The following is a 19,511-nucleotide window of genomic DNA, read 5'->3' on the forward strand; positions in this document are numbered from 1 at the left end:
CGTCCACGGATCCTCCGGGAACCGGAACAGTGGATCATGCGTCTTGCAGATGAGGTGCTCATGCTGACCCGGTCCGGGCGCCCCGGGTTCGTGGCGTACGACCGCCGGACGGAAAAGCACCGCATCCTGGCGACGGCCCCGGAATGGGGCCAATGCAGCGCCTGCTACGAGATCGGGAGCGTGGCCGTGGGCCGGACACGGATCGCCTGGACGGCCGAGGTCTACCGCTCCGAACCCTGGAACGCGGGCAAGCGGCACATGGAACTGTGGACCATGCCGCGCTCGGGCGGGCCGATGACGATGGTGACCTGGCTGACCGGCCACGGCGACGTTCCCTTCGAGGACTCGCTGGTGATCGAGGGCGACCACGCCGTCTGGAAGGGCGGCGGCGACGGGTACCGTGTCCCGCTCGCGGGAGGAGAGGCGGAGAGGCTGCCGGGGTCCGTCGAACCGCTCGATCCGGAGGCTCGGCACTGCGGAGCCGAGTGGTGCGTGCAGCAGCTTCCTCCCGAGCCCCACGAGCTGACGGCGGTGGCGGTGGAACGCAAGGACGGCTCGGGCCGCACCACCGTCGCCGCGTCGGGGGGAAAGCCCCTGATCGGGGACAGGTTCGGACTCTTCGGCCCGCCGTACGTCTATGACGAAGGGCCGCTCCACATCTCGTGGCCGGGAGCGACCGGTCTCCTGTACGACCGGTGCACCGGCAGATCGGCGCTGCTCGGAGCGCTGGAGGGTGACAGAACGGCCACTGTGGTCACCCCGGGAGCGAGCGGAACGGACGACCCGATCCTGTTCTGGCTGGAACCCGGCGGAAGGCGCTACGCGGTGGTGGACCTGTCGCGCATCCCCGACCGGTTGTGCGGGTCCTGACCCGCGTTCCGAGCGGGGATCCGACGAAGGCGATCATGTCGGCCGCGTCCCGCGGGAGATCAGGTGCGGGCGGGGCGGGGGTCCGCTTCCGGGTCGACGGCCGTGGACAGATCGGTGCGGAGCGCGTACGGCACGAAGACGCCCAGCACGAGGACGGCGAGCCCCGTGGCCAGGACGAACACCGCTCGCAGGCCCCACAGCTCCGCCGCGACCCCGGCCAGCGCCGCGCCGGCGGGGATCACGCCCCAGCTGAGCACCCGGGACGCGGCGTAGATGCGTCCCAGCAACTCCGGCGGCGACAGGTTCTGCCGGATCGTGGCCACCAGGATGCGCCAGATGCTCGATCCGGCACCGGCGATCACCGCTCCCGCGGCCACGGTCCACACCGGCCCGCCCAGCGCCACGGGCGCCACCAGCAGAACGGTCCCGGCGGCATCGGCGATCAGCAGCCTGGTCACCCCGAACCGGCGCCGCAACGGCTCCACCGCCGCCGCCGCGAGCAGCCCGCCCACGGCCATCGCCGTCAGCACCAGGCCGTACTGGGCCGCGGTGAGACCGAGCGGACCGGGACTGACGGCGTACACGACGAGCAGGGCCGTCGCGACCGCCCAGGGGATGTTCATCGCGGCGGTGAAGAGGGTCAGCGTCCGCACCACCGGCTGCCGCCACATGTGCCGGAATCCGGCGACCACCCCGCCGCCCCCCGAGGTCCGGGCCTCGGCGGGCGGCCGGCGCAGGGCCATCATGGCGATGCCCGCGACGGCCAGGACGTAGAGGGCCGCGCTCGCACCGGTGGCCACGGCGAGGGTGAGGCTCGCCAGCAGGCCCGCGAGCGGCGGGCCGGCGAGCTGGTTGGTGACGTTGACGGTCGCCTCGATGCGCGCGTTGGCCCTGTTGCGACCGGCGGGCTCGACGACCACGGGGATGGTCGAGGTCAGCGCGGTGTCGGCCAGCGTCTCGGCCACGCCGAGCAGCACCGCCACGGCGAGGAGCGGCGGCAGCGACAGGGTGCCGGTGAGGTGACCGGCGGTGAGGCCGGACAGCGCCAGCGCGCGGGCCAGGTTGACGCCGATCAGCAGTGTCCGGCGGTCGACCCGGTCGACGACCCAGCCGGCGTGCAGGCCGAAGACCGGCCATGCCAGGGTGAGCGCCGCCGTCACGGCCGCCACCCCGCCGGGCGAGGCGCCTGCGGCGATGGCGAGCAGCGGCAGGACGAACAGCGCCATGCCGTCGCCGAGGTTGGCGGCACCGGTGCCGAACCACAGCGCGTTGAACGACCGGCCCAGCGGCAGGGGGAGCAGGCGCATTCGTTTCTCACCCTTAAAATCAATTTGATCGGTCATAGCGTGGCTCGCGCCGTTCAACCTGTCAATGGGCTTTGATCGGTGAGATACTCGATGCCGTGACTGCCATCGAGCTGGTCGGGAACGCGCTGTGCCTGGACTTCGCCAACACGGTCAACGCTCGACCGGTGGCTCGGCGAGACTGGCTGAGTACCCCGGAGGAGGCTGTGACCTGGGCCGCGGCGGCGGGGCATCCGATCGGGGAGCCGGACGGGCTCGCGGCGGCCCTGCCGGACGCCCGCGAGCTGCGTGAGGCGGTGTTCCGGGTGTTCCAGCCGCTAGCGCAGGGGGAGCGGGCGCCGCAGCCGGATCTCGACGCCGTCGTCGCACTGCACGGTGACGGCGTCGCCCACGGCCGGTTGGAGGCGGCCGGCGGGCACTTCGGGTTCTCGTGGGGGACGCCGCGTACGATGCGGATCCTGCTCCGGGAGGTCGCGGCCTCGGCGGTCGAGCTGCTCACACACGGGCCGCTGGATCGGCTCGGTGAGTGCCCCTCGTGCCACTGGTTGTTCCTGGACGTCAGCAAGAACCGCCGCCGCCGGTGGTGCAGCATGGCCACCTGCGGCAGCCGCGACAAGTCGCGGCGCTACTACGCGGGGCGCTCCCTCTGAAAAGGCGTCGGCCGGCCGGGACACGCCCGCGCGGCCGGTCGCAGGGGTGTCTCAGTACGGGTTCATCTGGTCCGGCACCGCGAGGTGCCCGCCCCGGCTTGTGGCACGCAGTCCCTGGTTCTCCAGGATCGACGCCAGGGCTTTCCCGGAGGCGTCGTAGACGAGTTGGCAGGCCCCTGTCGGGTCTGTCCCGACACCGCTGCGGGCGAGCGCGATGTGCCGCTCGGCCTGGGCGAGCATGGTGTCGGCGTGCTCCCGGTTCGGCGGCACCCGTTCCAACTGGCCTGCGTCCAGCATCGCGTCGATCCGAACGCGTCCTTGCATCCATCTCACGGTGTGCTCCGGCTCTGAATCAGGGGATGGAGGGGCTTGCTCCGCAGGGACGCCACGAACGGATCACTCTGGTCTGCAGCCCACGACGCGGGTGAGATTTCGTTGTGTCCGCGACTACGGAAAACCGGATGCCAGTGCTCGAAACCGGCATGTACCCTGCGCGGGGACCGCAGGAGGGGAATTGTCGTGGGACACGTCGAGGTCGGGCATCTGACATATGTGCTGCCGGATGGCAGGCCGTTGCTGGACGATGTGTCCTTCCGGGTCGGGGAGGGCGTGAAGGCGGCGCTCGTCGGGCCCAACGGGGCGGGGAAGACGACGCTGATGCGGCTGGTCGCCGGGGACGTCCAGGCGGTCGACGGCACCGTCGCGAGCTCCGGCGGGCTGGGGATCATGCGGCAGTTCATCGGGAGCATCAGGGACGGGCGGAACGTGCACGACCTGCTGGTCAGTGTGGCTCCCGAGCGGGTACGGCGGGCCGCCGAGGCGCTGGACGCCGCCGAGCTCGTGATGATGGAGCGCGACGACGAGAAGGCCCAGATGCGCTACGCGCAGGCCATCACGGACTACACCGACGCGGGCGGCTACGACATCGAGGTGCTCTGGGACACCTGCACCATGGCCGCCCTCGGCATTCCGTACGACCGGTGCAAGTACCGCGAGGTCAACACGCTGTCCGGGGGTGAGCAGAAGCGCCTGGTGCTGGAGGCGCTGTTGCGCGGGCCGGACCAGACGCTGCTGCTGGACGAGCCGGACAACTACCTGGACGTGCCGGGCAAGCTCTGGCTGGAGCAGGCGCTGCGCGAGACGCCCAAGACGGTGCTGCTGGTCAGCCACGACCGGGAACTGCTGGCCAACGCGGCCGACCGGATCATCACCGTCGAGTCGGGCAACGTCTGGGTGCACGGCGGCGGGTTCCGCACCTACGCGCAGGCCCGCAGGGAGCGCAACGAGCGCCTCGACGAGCTGAAGAAGCGCTGGGACGAGGAGCACGCCAAGCTCAAGCGCCTGGTGAACATGCTCAAGCAGAAGGCGAAGTACATGGACACCATGGCCGCCGCCTACCACTCGGCCCAGACCCGGCTGCGCAGGTTCGAGGAGGCGGGCCCGCCCGAGGCCGCCGCCAGGGACCAGCTCATCAGCATGCGGCTCAAGGGCGGCCGGACCGCCAAGCGGGCGGTGATCTGCGAGAACCTCGAACTCACCGGCCTGATGAAGCCGTTCGACCTGGAGATCTGGTACGGCGAGCGGGTCGCGGTGCTGGGCTCCAACGGCTCGGGCAAGTCACACTTCCTGCGGTTGCTCGCCGGCGAGGAGGTACGGCACAGCGGCGTCGCCAGGCTCGGCGCGCGGGTCGTCCCCGGGCACTTCGCGCAGACCCACGCCCGTCCCGAGCTGATCGGCCGCACGCCGTGCGAGATCGTCATGACCGAGCACGCGAAGCTGAAGAACGAGGCGATGAAGGTGCTGGCCCGCTACGAGCTGGCCGGGTCGATCGCCGAGCAGCGGTTCGAGACGCTCTCGGGCGGCCAGCAGGCGCGGCTGCAGATCCTGCTGCTGGAGCTGTCGGGGACCACGCTGCTGCTGCTGGACGAGCCGACCGACAACCTCGACCTGGCCAGCGCAGAGGCGCTGCAGGAGGGGCTGAACGCCTTCGACGGGACCGTGGTCGCGGTCACCCACGACCGCTGGTTCGCCGACGACTTCGACCGCTATCTGGTCTTCGGCTCCGACGGGCGGGTCTACGAGTCGCAGGAGCCGGTCTGGGACGAGACCCGGGTGGTGCGCCGGCGCTGAGAACCGCCGCCGGGCGGGTGCGTCCGGGCGCGCCGAGGAGGGGGCGTTAAAGACTTCCCCGCGTCCCCGCGTGTCCGGGCAGAGGCCGTCCGGGCAGGGGTTATGACGACTGGGTGACCCACAGTACTCGAGTCGTCAGCGCGCTCCTCCTGCTCCTCGTCGCCGGATGCTCCGGTGAGAAGAAGGACGTCACTCCGGAGCTGCGGCCGCTGGCCGTGAAGGAACAGGTCTCCTCCGTGGTCAAGGGCGGGGAGCGGTACGACGGCTACGTCGTGAACTGGGCCGGGGTGCTGGACAACCCCAACCCGTGGCACTTCGCCGAGCACGTGGTGGCCACCGTGGTCGCCAGGGACGCCAAGGGCGAGGAGGTCGTCCGGGCCGAGCAGCCGCTGGACGCCGTGCCCCCGGCGGGGTCGCTCTCCTTCACCGGCCAGGCGCTCGCGGAGCGCAGGCCGGCCAAGGTGACCATCGAGTACCGGCCGGCCGAGTGGCGTCCGGCGAGCCGGATCGTCTCCGAGCTCAGGCCGTTCCCGATCTCCGGGGTGCAGACCGACCGCAAGGACGACGGCAGGTACCTGGTCACCGGCTACGTCGGCACGCCGTACCGGCGCCCGGCGGGCACGCTGGCGGTCACGGCGCTCCTGCGCGATGAGGACGGCAGGCTGCTCGGCGGCGGGAGCACGTTCGTGGACGACGTGCGCGACGGGGTCAGGCGCCGGTTCGTCCTCGACATCGAGAGCGTCACCGACACCGGCAAGGTCGCCGAGACCGAGCTGGTCGCGCGGACGTGGGGGTCGAGCAGCCGCCCCTACGAGGACCTGGCGCTGGGCGGGGCCCTGCCGGTGCACACCGTCGAACCGACGACCTCGCCTTTCGAGAGGGACCGGGGACGCCAGGAGCCGCCCGGCGGCGACGCCCGGCCGTGACCGGGGATTGCGGAGTCCGGGAAATCCCCGGATCCGGCATCGTCGATAACCATGAACACGGACAAACAGGCGCTCATCAATATTTATCCAATTAGGTCGACCGACGCTCTTTACTCCGGTTCCTAACATTCTGAATACGGTCCGTGTCGTTGTCGGCAAACCGGTGGAACTTGTAGTTATCAAACCATTACCGTCGGTCACATGAATGACAGTGTCCTGGTCGAAGCCCTGCGCGAGCGCGACGCGGGCGCGCTCGCCGCGCTCTACGACTCGTACGCCGAAAGCCTCTACCGATACTGCCTGTCCATGCTGGAGGGAGCGGAAAACGCCCAGGCGGCGCTCCGGGACACGCTGATCGTGGCCGAGGCCCACATTCACGCGCTCGCCGACGCCGATCGGCTGAAGCCGTGGCTGTTCGCCCTCGCCCGGCGGGAGTGCCTGCGGCGGCGCCCGGCCGTGGGCGCCGGAGCCGCCTCCGCCGAGCCGCCGGACGTCGGCGAGGACCAGGCCGACCTGCGGGTGATGGCCTGGAACGCCACCCGGAGCCTGCCGGAGGACGACCGCGAGCTCCTCGCGCTCCTCACCGTGCACGGCCTGTCCATGGCGGAGGTCGCCTCGTTGCTCGGGGTGCCGGTCAAGAGCGCCGAGGGGATGCTCGAAAGGGCCAAGGAGGGGCTGCGCGACGCGGTGACCGCCGAGGTCCTGGCCCGCAAGGGTCCCTACGACTGCGCAGAGCGGGCCCGGATCCTGACCGGGTTCTCCGGGGAGCTCACCGCCGGGATGCGCGAGCGGCTGGTCGGGCACATCGCCGACTGCGAGACCTGCGCACCGCACCGCTCCCGGCAGGTCTCCGCGAACAAGGTCTTCGACCTGCTGCCGCCCGCGCCCCTGCCGGAGACGCTCAAGGTGCGGCTGATGAGCTGCTTCGCCGACCCCGAGCTCATCCCCTACCGGCGCTACGTCGCCCGCAGGGCCGGCCTTCTCGACGCCGCCGGATTTCCCGTCGAGGGGATGGGCGGGCGCCCTGGCTGGGTTCACGCGGTGGCCGGTGTGGCGGCTGCGGTCGTGGCGGCGGCCGCCATCGCGGTGATCTTCGCTCACCTCGGCGGGCGGGCCGGCGAGACGGTCGCCGACATCGCCTCCGGCAGGCTGCCCGTGACCGGCGAGCCGCCGGGCGTCGGCCTGCCCTGGGATCCGAAGGCCGACAGCGGCCCCATGGCCCTGGAGTTCATCCCCCGCCGACCGGCCGCCCAGCCCGGTGCGGTGCCGGTCGAGCCGGTCACCGCCGACCCCGGCGGGCCCCCGTCCGGCGGCGGCGGCCCCGCGCGGCCGGACCGGCCCGATCCCGCGGACCCCGGCCCCGCCGACCCCGATCCCGCCGAACCGGCCCCGTCGGGCGGGCAACCGGCTCCGACCGGCGGGATCGAGCCCACGATCGCGCCCACCACGCCGCCGCGCGACCACCAGGACGGACGCCCGAGGCCCCGGCCCTGCCCCGTCCCGTCCCGTACGGCTCCCGCCCCGAAGCCGACGCCCACGCCGACGCGCACGACGGCCACCCCCACGCCGACGCGCGCGACGCCCGCACCGACGGTCACCTCCACCCCCACGCCGACGCCGACCGGCCAGGTCACCCCGAGTCCGACCGCTCCGGCTTCCAGCCAGGGGCCGGCCGCCTGACGGCGTCCGCGCCCCGGGGTCCCGGTTGCAGGGGCGGGACCCCGGGGTGCGGAATACCCCGTCCGAATGGCCGGACCGGGTGAACGAAATCTTTTCCGACGGACAAGACACACCTTCCACCTCGACCGATTACCGCTCGTATCCAGCATGTGTGCGTAGAGTCACTCCAGGGAATCTTGAACGCGGCCGTCCGCTGCACGGGACACGCGCGATTCAGGAGGGGGATTCATGCACTCCGTCGGAAGAAGGCGTCACCGCGCCGCGGTGGTGGCCGGCCTCGCCTGCGTCCTGGTCGTCGGGACGGGCGCCCCGGTCGGCGCCCTGCCGGGCGCGGCCGGCCGTACGGCACCGGGATCGCCCGGCCCGTCATCCGACGAGGTGGCGGCCGCCAGGGCCGAGGCACGGGCGCGTGACGCGCGGTTCGGGGCGGCGACCGTACAGCTGGCCGCGGCCCAGGCCCGCCTTCAGGAGCTGACCGTCCGGGCCGAGAAGCTCGTCGAGCTCTACAACGGAGAGCTGGTCAAGACGGCGCGTGCCCAGGAGGCCCACCGCAAGGCCGGTGAGCGGGTGCTCGCCGCCGGGGCGCAGGTCGAGCAGGTCCGCCGGACGGTCGTCGCGATCGCCGCGCAGGGCTACGGCGAGATGGACCCGATGATGGCGATGATGGCCGACCTCGGCAGCGCGACCGAGCACGGCTATCTGCAGCGGGCCAGCATCCTCGCCCACATGAGCGGCGGGCAGGCCGAGACGCTGAGGCAGCTGCGCGACGCGCGGGAGGTCCTGGGCATCCTGCAGGCCCAGGCGGCCGACGCCTACACCGAGCAGCGGCGGTCGGCCGAGCGCGCGGCCGCCGCCAAGACCGCGGCCGAGCAGGCCGTCACCGAGCAGGTCGCCGAGACCCGCCGGCTGAAGGCGGTCCAGGCGGTGCTGGAGAAGCGGGCGGACCAGGCGCGCAGCACCGCCGAGAGGCTGGCCGGGGCGCGGCAGGCGGCGCTGGAGCGGGCCAGGCTCGCCCGCGAGCGCGCCCGCCAGGAACAGGAGCGGGCCGCGGCGGCCGGAAGGGACCGGGCGCGGGCCTCGGCGGCGGCCGGAAGGCCGGTCCCGCGCTGGGCGCTCGGCCATGGCCTGTCCTCGGACCGGGGCGACGTCGCCGCGGACTGGGCGCTCGCCCAGCTCGGCAAGCCGTACGTCTGGGCGGCGGACGGACCGGACAGCTTCGACTGCTCGGGCCTGACCATGCGGGCCTGGGAGCGGGCCGGCGTCAGGCTCGACCACTGGACCGGCACCCAGTGGACCTCGGGCCCGCGCGTGCCGCTCGGCCAGCTCCGCCGGGGAGACCTGCTGTTCTTCGGTCAGGTCACCGACAATCCCGGCGACATCCACCACGTGGGGATGTACATCGGCAGGGGGCTGATGATCCATGCCCCGCAGACCGGGGACGTGGTCAGGATCGCGCCGATCTGGCGAGGAGACCTCGTCGGCGCGACCCGTCCCGTCTGAGGGTCAGTGACCCTCGTGCTCCTGCTCCTCGGCCCGCTTGATCGAGCGCGAGATCTCCTCCTCGGCCTCGACCCGGCCGACCCAGTTGGCGCCCTCGACGGACTTGCCGGGCTCCAGGTCCTTGTAGACCTCGAAGAAGTGCTGGATCTCCAGGCGGTCGAACTCCGGCACGTGGTGGATGTCGCGGATGTGCTCCATCCGGGGGTCGGTGGCCGGCACGCACAGGACCTTGTCGTCGCCGCCCTTCTCGTCGGTCATGCGGAACATGCCGACGGCGCGGCACTGGATCAGGCAGCCCGGGAAGGTCGGCTCCTGCAGCAGGACCAGGGCGTCGAGGGGGTCGCCGTCCTCACCCAGGGTGCCCTCGATGAAGCCGTAGTCGGCGGGGTACTGGGTGGACGTGAACAGCATCCGGTCGAGCCGCATGCGCCCCGTCTTGTGATCCACCTCGTACTTGTTCCTCTGTCCCTTGGGAATCTCAACGAGGACGTCGAACTCCACCGCGGTTCCTCCGCTCAAGCCCCCGGGTACTCCCGGTGGGGCGTTAGTGTCTCGTAGGCGTTAACTACCCGGATCGGTGAGAGGTCGGCGACATGATGCGGCGTGATCGGTGGGTGGCCGTGGTCACTCTCGTCATGCTGCAACTGTTCGTCGTCGCGGCCGGCGCCCACCTGCTCGTCAGCGGCACGCTGACCGAGAAGGCGCCGGAACCGGTCGCTTCGCCGGAGCCGCCTCCCGTCCCGGTCGTCACCGCGGGTCCGGTGCTGGCCGCGGGTGGGAACGGACCTCTCCCTCCCAAGGGTACTTTGACCCGTCGCCTCACCGAGGCGCTGGGTGACCCCGCCCTGGGTGAGAGCGTGGGCGCCGCGGTCGTCGACGCCGAGAGCGGGACCCTGCTGTTCGGCAGCGGCCAGGACACGGGCATCACCCCCGCCTCCACCACCAAGCTCGTCACCTCCGTGGCCGCGCTGGCCTCTCTGGGGGCGGACAGCCGGCTGGCCACCCGCGTGGTCCGCGGCTCCTCGCCGAGTTCGATCATCCTGGTCGGCGGCGGGGACCCCACGCTGACGCGCGCCACGCCGGACTCCTCGCTGTACCCCCGGCCGGCCTCGCTGGCCACCCTCGCCTCGCGTACGGCCAAGGCCCTCAAGGCGGCCGGGACCACCAAGGTGAGCGTGGGCTACGACGACGGCCTCTACACCGGGCCGCGCACCGCCGCGAGCTGGAAGCCCGGCTACGTGCCCGAGGGCAGCGTCGCCCCGGTCACGGCGCTGATGGTCGACTCGGGCAAGGTCGCCCCCGGCGACCGCCAGCGGGTCGCCGACCCCTCCACGACCGCGTACGCGGCCTTCGCCTCGCTCCTGCGCAAGAACGGGATCACGGTCGCCAACAAGGCGGCCAGGCGGACCAGGGCCATCGTGAGCGCCGAGGAGATCGCCCGGGTCGAGTCCGCACCCGTCTACACCCTGGTGGAGCGGGCGCTGACGCTCAGCGACAACGACCTGTCGGAGGCGCTGGCCCGGCAGGTGGCCCTCAAGGAGGGGCAGCCCGCCTCCTTCGACGGCGGCGCCGCGGCCGTGCTCGCGGTCCTGACCCGCCTGAAGGCGGCCGACGGCGTACGGGTCTTCGACGGCAGCGGCCTGTCGCCCAAGAACCGCATCACCCCCGCGGCACTGGCCCGGCTGGTGGCGGTGGCCGCCTCCCCGGCCAACCCGCACCTGCACCCGGTCATCAGCGGCATGCCCGTGGCCGGGTTCTCCGGCACGCTGGGACACCGGTTCGGCAAGAGCGACTCCGCCTACGGGCTGGTCCGCGCGAAGACGGGCACCCTCGACGGCGTCAGCACGCTGGCCGGGCTCACCACCACCAAGGATGGCCGGCTGGTGACGTTCGCCTTCATGGCCGATGACGTCCCGGCCGGATGGGGTAAGGCAGAAGCGGCGCTCGATCGGCTGGCGGCGTCGGTGGTGAGCTGAGTCGGTGGTGAGCTGAGTCGGCGGCGAGCTGAGTCGGCGGCGAGCTGAGTCGGCGGCGAGCTGAGAGCGGACGGCGGGCGCCCGGCCGGGACCGCCGCGGCGAAGGCCGCGCAGGGAGACCGCGCGGCACGAAGGGAGAGCACGTACGGTGGACGGTATGCAGGTGATCGACTGGGACCTGGCCGTAGCGACCGGAACGCGCCTGGTGCGCCCCGGGCCGCAGGTGAGCCGAGAGGAGGCCCGGCAGGCCGTCGCCGAACTGCGACGACTGTCCCGTGAGGCCGAGGGGCATGTTCGCGAGTTCACCCGAATCGACACCGAGACCGCTCCGCAACCCGCCACGATCGTCGACCGGCCCGGCTGGATCAAGGCCAACGTCGAGGGCTTCCGCGTGGTGCTGGAGCCGCTGACCGAGCGGATGGCCTCGCGCAGGAGCCAGACCCCGGCGATCGTGACCGCGGTGGGCTCGCGCATCACCGGCGTCGAGGTCGGTGCGGTGCTGGCCTTCCTCGCCTCCCGCGTGCTGGGACAGTACGAGCTGTTCCTGCCGCCCGACCCCTCCGGCCAGGCCGCCGTCGGCCGCCTCACCCTGGTGGCGCCCAACATCGTCCACGCCGAGCGCGAGCTCGGCGTCGACCCGCACGACTTCCGGCTGTGGGTCTGCCTGCACGAGGAGACGCACCGGGTGCAGTTCACCGGCGTCCCCTGGCTGCGCGAATACATCCGCGCGCAGATGACCGAGTTCCTGCTCGCCTCGGACCTGGACCTGCCCGACCTCCTCGACCGGTTCCGTTCGGCGGCCGACGTGGTCGCCGACGTCGTCAGGGGCGGTGAGGGCAACCTCATCGACGCGATCCAGACCCCCGAGCAGAAGAAGATCCTCGACCGCCTCACCGCGGTGATGACCCTGGTCGAGGGGCACGGCGACTACGTGATGGACGCCGTCGGCCCGGCCGTGGTCCCCTCGGTCTCCGACATCCGCGCGAAGTTCCAGCACCGCCGCGGGGGCGGCTCCCGGGTCGACCGCACGATCCGCAAACTGCTGGGCATCGACCTCAAGATGAAGCAGTACGCCGAGGGCTCCGCCTTCGTCCGCACGGTCGTGGCCCGCGCGGGCATGGACGGCTTCAACAAGATCTGGACCTCCCCCGAGACGCTCCCCACCCAGGAGGAGATCGCCCATCCCGACCGCTGGATCGCCCGCGTCGTCGACCTCCCCGCCCTCCCCGAGGCCAACGGCACCACCGGCTGACTCCTGAACCGCGACGCTTCGGCGTCGCGATAATCACCTCATGGGGCCTCATCCTGCCGTCGCCGACGTCCGGCGTGCCGTACGGCTCTCGCTGGCGGATCTGACGGCCGGTGACCTCGTGCTGGTCGCCTGCAGCGGCGGGGCCGACTCTCTGGCGCTGGCCGCCGGGGTGGCGTTCGCCGCGCCGAGGGCCGGACTGCGGGCGGGGCTGCTGACGGTCGACCACGGGCTCCAGGAGGGGTCGGCGCGGCAGGCCGCCGCGGTGGCGGGGCTTCCGCTCGGCCTCGACCCGGTCGAGGTGCTGACGGTCTCGGTGGGGACGCGCGGGGGACCGGAGAACGCCGCCCGGCAGGCGCGCTACGCCGCGCTGTCGGAGGCGGCCGGCCGGCTGGGGGCCGCGGCGGTGCTGCTCGGGCACACCAGGGACGACCAGGCCGAGACCGTGCTGATGCGGCTGTCGCGGGGGAGCGGGACGCGCTCGCTGGCGGGCATGCCCGCGGCCTCGGGGATCTACCGCAGGCCGCTGCTGGAGCTGGGCCGCGCCACGACCGTCGCCGCCTGCGCGGCGCTGGGGCTGACGCCGTGGGAGGACCCGCACAACCTCGACGGCCGCTACACCCGGGTCCGGGTCAGGCAGCGGCTGCTCCCGGCGCTGGAGGAGGAGCTGGGGCCCGGGATCGCCGAGGCGCTCGCCCGTACCGCCACCCTGTGCCGGGACGACGCCGACGCCCTGGACGCCTGGGCCGGGGAGGCCTACGTCCGGGCGGACCTGTCGGATTCCGCTTTAAGCGATATTCCGGAGGTGGTGCTGGCCGTACCGGAGCTGGAGGGCCTGCCCGCGGCGGTCCGGCGGCGGGTGCTGCGCCGGGCGGCCGTCGCGGCGGGAGCGCCGCCGGGCACGCTCTCGGCGGCGCACATCATGCGGGTGGACTGTCTCGTCACGGGTTGGAAGGGACAACAGCGCATCGAGCTACCCGGCGGGATCGGTGCGGTCCGCCGATATGGCACCCTGATATTCGCCGTGACGCGCTAGCGTCAGTACCGGCCGCCGGGCCGCCACCGCGAGTCCCGCGACCGATCACCCCACGCCTCGTCTTGTAAGGAAATCCCAGGTGGACGCAGCCGACATGGGCAAGGACCTCGCGAAGGTCCTCATTCCGGAGGAAGAGCTCCAGGCCAAGATCAAGGAGCTCGCCGGCCAGATCGACGAGGACTACGCGGGCAAGGACCTCCTGATCGTGGGCGTGCTCAAGGGCGCGGTCATGGCCATGGCCGACCTGGCCAGGGCGCTGCACCTGCCGGTCCAGATGGACTGGATGGCCGTGTCGTCCTACGGCGCGGGCACCAAGTCCTCCGGCGTCGTCCGCGTCCTGAAGGACCTGGACACCGACATCGCCGGACGTCACGTGCTGGTCGTCGAGGACATCATCGACTCCGGCCTGACCCTGTCCTGGCTGATGCAGAACCTGAAGTCGCGCAACCCGGCCTCCGTCGAGATCTGCACCGTGCTGCGCAAGCCGGAGGCCATCAAGGTCCCGATCGACGTGCGCTACGTCGGGTTCGACATCCCGAACGAGTTCGTCATCGGGTACGGCCTCGACTACGCGGAGCGTTACCGCAACCTTCCCTTTATTGGGACGCTCGCTCCGCATGTGTATGGGGCAGGCTGAAATACGCCCTGCGCGAAGCGTGCCACGTCGCATATAACTCGAAACGCGACATTAGCCATAGCGACGGGGAACACGGGCCTGCCTGACGTACGTTGGGTAAGGCAGAGCCGGTGTCGCCCGGGCGGTTACCCTGCGCGTCACACCGGTGTACCTTCGGACGACCACGAGGTGGCTTCGGGCCATCTTTGGGTAGTCAGTTGGAGCGGTTAGGGATACCGCGAGCCCCGGGTCCGCCCGGGGTTGAGGCTTTGGTCAGGAAGGGACGGGCCCGCCGGGGTTCCGCATCGGATGGATCTCAAGCGATTTACACGTGGGCCACTGCTGTGGATCCTGGGCATCGTCGTGCTGCTTCTGCTCGTCACCACGATGTGGAGCAGTGACGGCAACTTCGAGAAGACCGACACCTCGAAGATCGTCAGCTGGATCGACGAGGGCAAGGTCTCGAACGCGAAGGTCACCGACAAGGAGCAGCGCATCGAGGTCACGCTGACCGACGGCAAGCGCTACTACTCCTCCTGGGTGACCGGCCAGGGCGTGCAGCTCACCGACCAGCTCCAGGCGGCTCAGAAGGCCGGCAAGCTGGCCAAGGGCTACACCGTCGACGTGCCGAAGGAGAACTTCCTCCTCGGCCTCCTGGTGAGCTTCCTGCCGATCGTCATCATCGTGCTGATCTTCCTGTTCATCATGAACCAGATGCAGGGCGGCGGCTCCCGGGTGATGAGCTTCGGCAAGTCCAAGGCCAAGCTCATCAGCAAGGACACGCCCCGCACCACCTTCGCCGACGTCGCGGGCGCCGACGAGGCCATCGAGGAGCTCCAGGAGATCAAGGAGTTCCTGCAGGCCCCGGCCAAGTTCCAGGCGATCGGCGCCAAGATCCCCAAGGGCGTCCTGCTGTACGGCCCGCCCGGAACCGGCAAGACCCTGCTCGCCAGGGCCGTCGCCGGTGAGGCCGGCGTGCCGTTCTACTCGATCTCCGGTTCCGACTTCGTCGAGATGTTCGTCGGTGTCGGCGCCTCGCGTGTCCGCGACCTGTTCGAGCAGGCCAAGGCGAACGCCCCGGCGATCATCTTCATCGACGAGATCGACGCGGTGGGCCGTCACCGCGGCGCCGGTCTCGGCGGCGGTCACGACGAGCGCGAGCAGACGCTGAACCAGCTGCTCGTCGAGATGGACGGCTTCGACGTCAAGGGCGGCGTGATCCTCATCGCCGCGACCAACCGGCCCGACATCCTCGACCCGGCGCTGCTGCGTCCGGGCCGCTTCGACCGCCAGGTCACCGTCGACCGCCCCGACCTGGAGGGCCGCAAGGGCATCCTGCGCGTCCACGGCCGCGGCAAGCCCTTCGCCGAGGGCGTCGACCTCGACGTCATCGCCCGCCGGACGCCCGGCTTCACCGGCGCCGACCTGGCCAACGTGATCAACGAGGCCGCGCTGCTCACCGCGCGCGCCGACCAGAAGCTGATCACGATGGAGATCCTCGAAGAGGCCATCGACCGCGTCATGGCCGGCCCCGAGCGCAAGACCCGGGTCATGTCCGACCAGGAGAAGAAGATCATCGCGTACCACGAGGGCGGTCACGCCCTGGTCGCGCACGCGCTGCCCAACTCCGACCCGGTTCACAAGATCACGATCCTGTCCCGCGGCCGCGCCCTCGGTTACACGATGACGCTGCCGATGGAGGACAAGTTCCTGGCGACCCGCTCGGAGATGATGGACCAGCTCGCGATGCTGCTGGGCGGCCGCACCGCCGAGGAGCTCGTGTTCCACGAGCCCACCACGGGCGCCTCCAACGACATCGAGAAGGCGACCTCCATCGCCCGCCGGATGGTCACCGAGTACGGCATGAGCGAGCAGCTCGGCGCCCGCAAGTTCGGCACCGGCCAGGCCGAGGTCTTCCTCGGCCGCGAGATGGGCCACGAGCGCGACTACTCCGAGAAGATCGCCTCCACGATCGACGAGGAGGTGCGCCGCCTCATCGAGACGGCGCACGACCAGGCGTGGGAGATCCTCGTCGAGTACCGCGACGTGCTCGACAACCTGGTGCTGGAGCTCATGGAGAAGGAGACCCTCTCCCGCGACCAGGTGCTGCAGATCTTCGCGCCGGTGGTCGTCAAGGAGCACCGCCCCTCCTACTCCGGGTACGGCAAGCGGCTGCCCTCCAACCGCCCGCCGATCCTGACGCCGAAGGAGCAGGCCGGCAACGGCGCGCTCCCCGCGGGCGCCGGTCACCCGGACGCCGCCCCGCTGGACGGTAACTGACGTGGAAGAGTCCTTCCAGGCCGACGAGATCGGGCGTGAGCCGCTTCAGGTGGATCACGCCCGGATCGAGAAGGCCGTCCGCGAGATCCTGATCGCGATCGGCGAGGACCCCGACCGTGACGGCCTCCAGGACACCCCGGCCCGCGTCGCCCGCGCCTACAGCGAGCAGTTCGCCGGGCTGGGGCAGGTCCCGGAGGACGTGCTGACCAAGGTCTTCGACGTCGACCACGACGAGATGATCCTGGTGCGCGACATCGAGGTCTACTCGACCTGCGAGCACCACCTGGTCCCCTTCCACGGGCTGGCCCACGTCGGCTACATCCCGAACGAGAGGGGCCAGGTGACCGGGCTGTCCAAGCTCGCCCGCCTGGTCGACGTCTACGCCCGGCGGCCCCAGGTCCAGGAGCGGATGACCTCGCAGATCGCCGACGCGCTCATGCGGGTGCTGGAGCCGCGCGGGGTGATCGTGGTGATCGAGTGCGAGCACCTGTGCATGACCATGCGCGGTGTCCGCAAGCCCGGCGCCAAGACCACCACCTCGGCCGTCCGCGGGATGTTCCGCGACAGCGACAAGACCCGCGCCGAGGCGATGGCCCTGATCCTCCGCTGATCGCTTTGGGGCTGCCGATTCGTTATCCGCAAGCCGGGCCCGCACGCCGGTTCGTTCCGTGCGACCGCCTAGGCTTGGCCGCATGACGTCGCACGCGTTGCCCGGAGGGGACGACCCGTCCCGCTGTCTGGTGATGGGCGTGGTCAACGTGACTCCCGACTCCTTCTCCGACGGCGGGCTCTGGTTCGACCCGGAGGCCGCCGTACGGCACGGCCTTGAGCTGGTCGAGCAGGGGGCCGACATCGTCGACGTCGGCGGTGAGTCCACCCGGCCGGGAGCGGCGCGGGTGTCGCTGGAGGAGGAGCTGGCCCGGGTCGAGCCGGTCATCCGGGCGCTGGCCCGGGAGGGCGTCGCGGTCAGCGTGGACACCATGCGGGCCGAGGTCGCCCAGGTCGCGGTGGAGGCCGGGGCCCGGCTGGTCAACGACGTCAGCGGCGGCCTGGCCGACCCCGACATGCCGCGGGTGGTGGCCGCCTCCGGCGTGCCGTACGTCGTGATGCACTGGCGGGGGCACAGCCACAGCATGGACAGCCGGGCGGTCTACGGCGACGTCGTGGCCGAGGTGCGCGAGGAGCTCGCCAAGCGGGTGGCCTCCGTACTGGCCGAGGGGGTCGCGGAGAGCCAGATCGTGCTGGACCCCGGCCTGGGCTTCTCCAAGAACCCCGAGCACAACTGGGCGCTGCTGGCGGGGATCGACCGGCTCACCGAGCTGGGCTACCCGCTGCTCGTCGGCGCGTCCCGCAAGCGTTTCCTCGGCCGCCTGCTGGCCGGGCCGGACGGCGCCCCGCGCCCGTTCGACCGCAGCGACGACGCCACGCTGGCGGTGACCGCCCTGGCCGCGCACGCGGGTGCGTGGTGCGTGCGCGTGCATGACGTGGGCCCGAACGCGGACGCCGTCCGAGTGGCCGCCGCAGTCCGGAAAGCGAGAGCATGAGCGTCGACATCGCGGCCGTGGAGACGGTCAACCAGGCCTTCTACACCGCCATCGAGAACGCCGACCTCGATCGGATGACCGAGATCTGGGCCGAGGAGGCCGACGGACGGCAGGTGGGCTGCGTGCACCCGGGCTGGCCGATCGTGACCGGCCGGCCCGAGGTGCTGCGCTCGTGGGCGCTCATCATGGCCAACACGCCCTACATCCAGTTCGTGCTGACCGACGTGCGGGTCATGGTCTTCGGCGACGTCGCCGTCCTGACCTGCGAGGAGAACATCCTCACCGCGGGCGACGAGGGCGAGTCCAGCTTCGCGGCGGGGAAGGTCGTGGCGAGCAACACCTTCGTCAGGACCCCGGAGGGCTGGCGGCTCTGGCTGCACCACGGCTCGCCGGTGCTGCAGGGTGACGACGAGGAGGAAGAGGAGACCTCGTGACGCGCGATCGGATCAGCCTCAGAGGGCTGCGGGCCAGGGGACGGCACGGCGTGCTGGCGGCGGAGCGCGAGCTCGGCCAGGAGTTCATCGTGGACGTCACGCTCTTCCTCGACACGGCGCCCGCGGCGGCCGGGGACGACCTCACCAAGACGGTGCACTACGGCGAACTGGCCGAGGACCTGGTGAAGGTCGTGGAGGGGGAGCCGGTCGACCTCATCGAGACCCTGGCCCAGCGGCTGGCCGAGGTCTGCCTGGCCCGCGAGCTCGTCGAGGCGGCCGAGGTGAGCGTGCACAAGCCCGCCGCCCCGATCCCGCTGCCCTTCGACGACGTGGTCGTGACGATCACCAGGAGCCGGGCGTGAAGGCCGTGCTGGCGCTCGGCAGCAACCTGGGCGACCGCTTCGGGACGCTCCAGGGGGCGCTCGACGCGCTGTTCGACGCCCCGGGGCTGCGCTTCACCGCCGTGTCGCCCGTCTACGAGACCGATCCGGTCGGCGGCCCCGAGCAGGGCCCCTACCTCAACGCCGTCGTGACCGCCGAGACCTCCCTGGAACCCCGGGCGCTGCTCGATCGTGCACAGGGTGTGGAGAACGCCTTCGGCCGGGTCCGGGCGGAGCGCTGGGGGGCGCGCACCCTGGACGTCGATCTGATCACGGTGGGCGACGTCGTCTCCGGCGACCCGCTCCTGACCCTTCCCCACCCCCGGGCCCACGAGCGCGCCTTCGTGCTCGTCCCCTGGCTCCAGGCCGACCCCGAGGCGGTCCTGGGCGGCCGGTCGGTGGCCGGGCTGCTGGCCGGGCTCGACAAGGGATACGTCCGGCTCCGCTCCGACCTGACCCTGCGGGCGCCCGGATGAGGCCGAGCCGCCCCGGTGTGCTCGCCGGGCTCGCCGTCGTCGTGGCCATCCTCACCTGGGCGGCGCTGAAGCCGCTGTACATCTCCCTGCCCAAGGTGCCCTGGACGGCGATCCCGACCGTCCTGCTGCTGGCGATCGGCGAGGCCTACACCGGGTGGATGACCAGGGCCAGGATCCAGCGCAGGCCGGACACCAAGCCGGTGGAGCCGCTGGCCGTGGCCCGGCTGGCCGCCCTGGCCAAGGCCTCGGCCTACAGCGGGGCGGTCTTCGCCGGGATCTTCGGCGGGTTCGCCCTCTACACGGCCGAGTTGCTCAGCGAGGAGTCCCCGCGCCGCGACTTCTTCGTCACCGGCGGCTCGTTCGCCGCCTGCGTGGTGCTGGTCTGCGCCGCCCTGTATCTGGAGCACTGCTGCAAGGTGCCCAAGGACCCCGACGCCGACGCCCGCCGGTGACGCCGCGG

General features: G+C 71.6%; 20 protein-coding genes. 17 read left to right on the forward strand and 3 right to left on the reverse strand.

Translation table 11 applies throughout. The features are described from left to right. Positions 1-36: 36 nt before the first annotated feature. The gene (locus Pta02_RS01230) at positions 37-870 is read left to right on the forward strand and encodes a hypothetical protein (RefSeq protein WP_203872727.1); all 834 of its coding nucleotides are present in this window, start codon (positions 37-39) and stop codon (positions 868-870) included. Between the two features lie 59 nt (positions 871-929). On the opposite strand, the gene Pta02_RS01235 is transcribed toward Pta02_RS01230, so the two are convergent. After that, complete coding sequence (locus tag Pta02_RS01235) at positions 930-2,177, reverse strand: MFS transporter (RefSeq protein ID WP_203872728.1); 1,248 nt, start codon at positions 2,175-2,177, stop codon at positions 930-932. Positions 2,178-2,272: 95 nt separating this feature from the next. Between Pta02_RS01235 and Pta02_RS40920 the strand changes: the two genes are divergently transcribed. Then, positions 2,273-2,824 carry a CGNR zinc finger domain-containing protein gene (locus tag Pta02_RS40920; protein WP_239129201.1) on the forward strand — a complete coding sequence of 184 codons (552 nt, stop codon included), beginning with the start codon at positions 2,273-2,275 and terminating at the stop codon, positions 2,822-2,824. 51 nt (positions 2,825-2,875) lie between these two features. On the opposite strand, the gene Pta02_RS01245 is transcribed toward Pta02_RS40920, so the two are convergent. Beyond that, entirely contained in the window at positions 2,876-3,148 is a 273-nt protein-coding gene (locus Pta02_RS01245; RefSeq protein WP_203872729.1) for a hypothetical protein, read from the reverse strand. A 195-nt stretch (positions 3,149-3,343) separates the two neighbouring features. Between Pta02_RS01245 and Pta02_RS01250 the strand changes: the two genes are divergently transcribed. The 4 genes from Pta02_RS01250 to Pta02_RS40925 all read left to right on the forward strand — a co-directional run bounded on the left by Pta02_RS01250 (position 3,344) and on the right by Pta02_RS40925 (position 9,060). Further along, complete coding sequence (locus Pta02_RS01250; protein WP_203872730.1) at positions 3,344-4,954, forward strand: ABC-F family ATP-binding cassette domain-containing protein; 1,611 nt, start codon at positions 3,344-3,346, stop codon at positions 4,952-4,954. 113 nt (positions 4,955-5,067) lie between these two features. Beyond that, a complete protein-coding gene (locus Pta02_RS01255) occupies positions 5,068-5,880 on the forward strand; it encodes a hypothetical protein (RefSeq protein ID WP_203872731.1) in 813 nt (270 codons plus the stop codon). A 201-nt stretch (positions 5,881-6,081) separates the two neighbouring features. After that, positions 6,082-7,560, forward strand: coding sequence for an RNA polymerase sigma factor (locus tag Pta02_RS01260; RefSeq protein ID WP_203872732.1), 1,479 nt, complete (start codon positions 6,082-6,084; stop codon positions 7,558-7,560). A 228-nt stretch (positions 7,561-7,788) separates the two neighbouring features. After that, the gene (locus Pta02_RS40925; RefSeq protein ID WP_239129204.1) at positions 7,789-9,060 is read left to right on the forward strand and encodes a C40 family peptidase; all 1,272 of its coding nucleotides are present in this window, start codon (positions 7,789-7,791) and stop codon (positions 9,058-9,060) included. Between the two features lie 3 nt (positions 9,061-9,063). Here the strand turns inward: Pta02_RS40925 and Pta02_RS01270 are convergent, their stop codons facing one another. Continuing rightward, positions 9,064-9,561, reverse strand: a complete 498-nt coding sequence (locus Pta02_RS01270) for an inorganic diphosphatase (RefSeq protein ID WP_203872733.1) — start codon at positions 9,559-9,561, stop codon at positions 9,064-9,066. A gap of 92 nt (positions 9,562-9,653) precedes the next feature. On the opposite strand from Pta02_RS01270, the gene dacB reads away from it, so the two are divergent. The 11 genes from dacB to Pta02_RS01325 all read left to right on the forward strand — a co-directional run bounded on the left by dacB (position 9,654) and on the right by Pta02_RS01325 (position 19,503). Next, positions 9,654-11,036 (forward strand): D-alanyl-D-alanine carboxypeptidase/D-alanyl-D-alanine endopeptidase, encoded by a 1,383-nt coding sequence (dacB, locus tag Pta02_RS01275; RefSeq protein ID WP_239129217.1) that lies wholly within the window; start codon positions 9,654-9,656, stop codon positions 11,034-11,036. 157 nt (positions 11,037-11,193) lie between these two features. Further along, on the forward strand, positions 11,194-12,288 hold the full coding sequence (locus tag Pta02_RS01280; protein ID WP_203872834.1) for an Rv3626c family coenzyme F420 biosynthesis-associated protein: 1,095 nt from the start codon (positions 11,194-11,196) through the stop codon (positions 12,286-12,288). A 40-nt stretch (positions 12,289-12,328) separates the two neighbouring features. Then, positions 12,329-13,321, forward strand: coding sequence for a tRNA lysidine(34) synthetase TilS (gene tilS / locus Pta02_RS01285; protein ID WP_203872734.1), 993 nt, complete (start codon positions 12,329-12,331; stop codon positions 13,319-13,321). A 79-nt stretch (positions 13,322-13,400) separates the two neighbouring features. Beyond that, positions 13,401-13,958, forward strand: a complete 558-nt coding sequence (gene hpt / locus Pta02_RS01290; protein WP_239129219.1) for a hypoxanthine phosphoribosyltransferase — start codon at positions 13,401-13,403, stop codon at positions 13,956-13,958. A 288-nt stretch (positions 13,959-14,246) separates the two neighbouring features. After that, a complete protein-coding gene (ftsH, locus tag Pta02_RS01295; RefSeq protein ID WP_203872735.1) occupies positions 14,247-16,217 on the forward strand; it encodes an ATP-dependent zinc metalloprotease FtsH in 1,971 nt (656 codons plus the stop codon). 1 nt (position 16,218) lies between these two features. Next, a complete protein-coding gene (folE, locus tag Pta02_RS01300; protein ID WP_239129221.1) occupies positions 16,219-16,827 on the forward strand; it encodes a GTP cyclohydrolase I FolE in 609 nt (202 codons plus the stop codon). Between the two features lie 82 nt (positions 16,828-16,909). Then, positions 16,910-17,761 (forward strand): dihydropteroate synthase, encoded by an 852-nt coding sequence (gene folP / locus Pta02_RS01305; protein ID WP_239129223.1) that lies wholly within the window; start codon positions 16,910-16,912, stop codon positions 17,759-17,761. Further along, on the forward strand, positions 17,758-18,195 hold the full coding sequence (locus Pta02_RS01310; RefSeq protein WP_203872736.1) for a nuclear transport factor 2 family protein: 438 nt from the start codon (positions 17,758-17,760) through the stop codon (positions 18,193-18,195). Before folP ends, Pta02_RS01310 begins: the two co-directional genes overlap by 4 nt. Then, entirely contained in the window at positions 18,192-18,557 is a 366-nt protein-coding gene (gene folB / locus Pta02_RS01315) for a dihydroneopterin aldolase (protein WP_203872737.1), read from the forward strand. Before Pta02_RS01310 ends, folB begins: the two co-directional genes overlap by 4 nt. Continuing rightward, a complete protein-coding gene (folK, locus tag Pta02_RS01320; RefSeq protein ID WP_203872738.1) occupies positions 18,554-19,051 on the forward strand; it encodes a 2-amino-4-hydroxy-6-hydroxymethyldihydropteridine diphosphokinase in 498 nt (165 codons plus the stop codon). Before folB ends, folK begins: the two co-directional genes overlap by 4 nt. Next, positions 19,048-19,503: a DUF3180 domain-containing protein gene (locus Pta02_RS01325; protein ID WP_203872739.1), complete on the forward strand. Its 456-nt coding sequence runs from the start codon at positions 19,048-19,050 to the stop codon at positions 19,501-19,503. The genes folK and Pta02_RS01325 overlap by 4 nt, the downstream gene beginning before the upstream one ends. The last annotated feature ends 8 nt before the right edge of the window (positions 19,504-19,511 follow it).

Source organism: Paraplanobispora takensis (assembly GCF_016863195.1).
Lineage (GTDB): Bacteria > Actinomycetota > Actinomycetes > Streptosporangiales > Streptosporangiaceae > Planobispora > Planobispora takensis.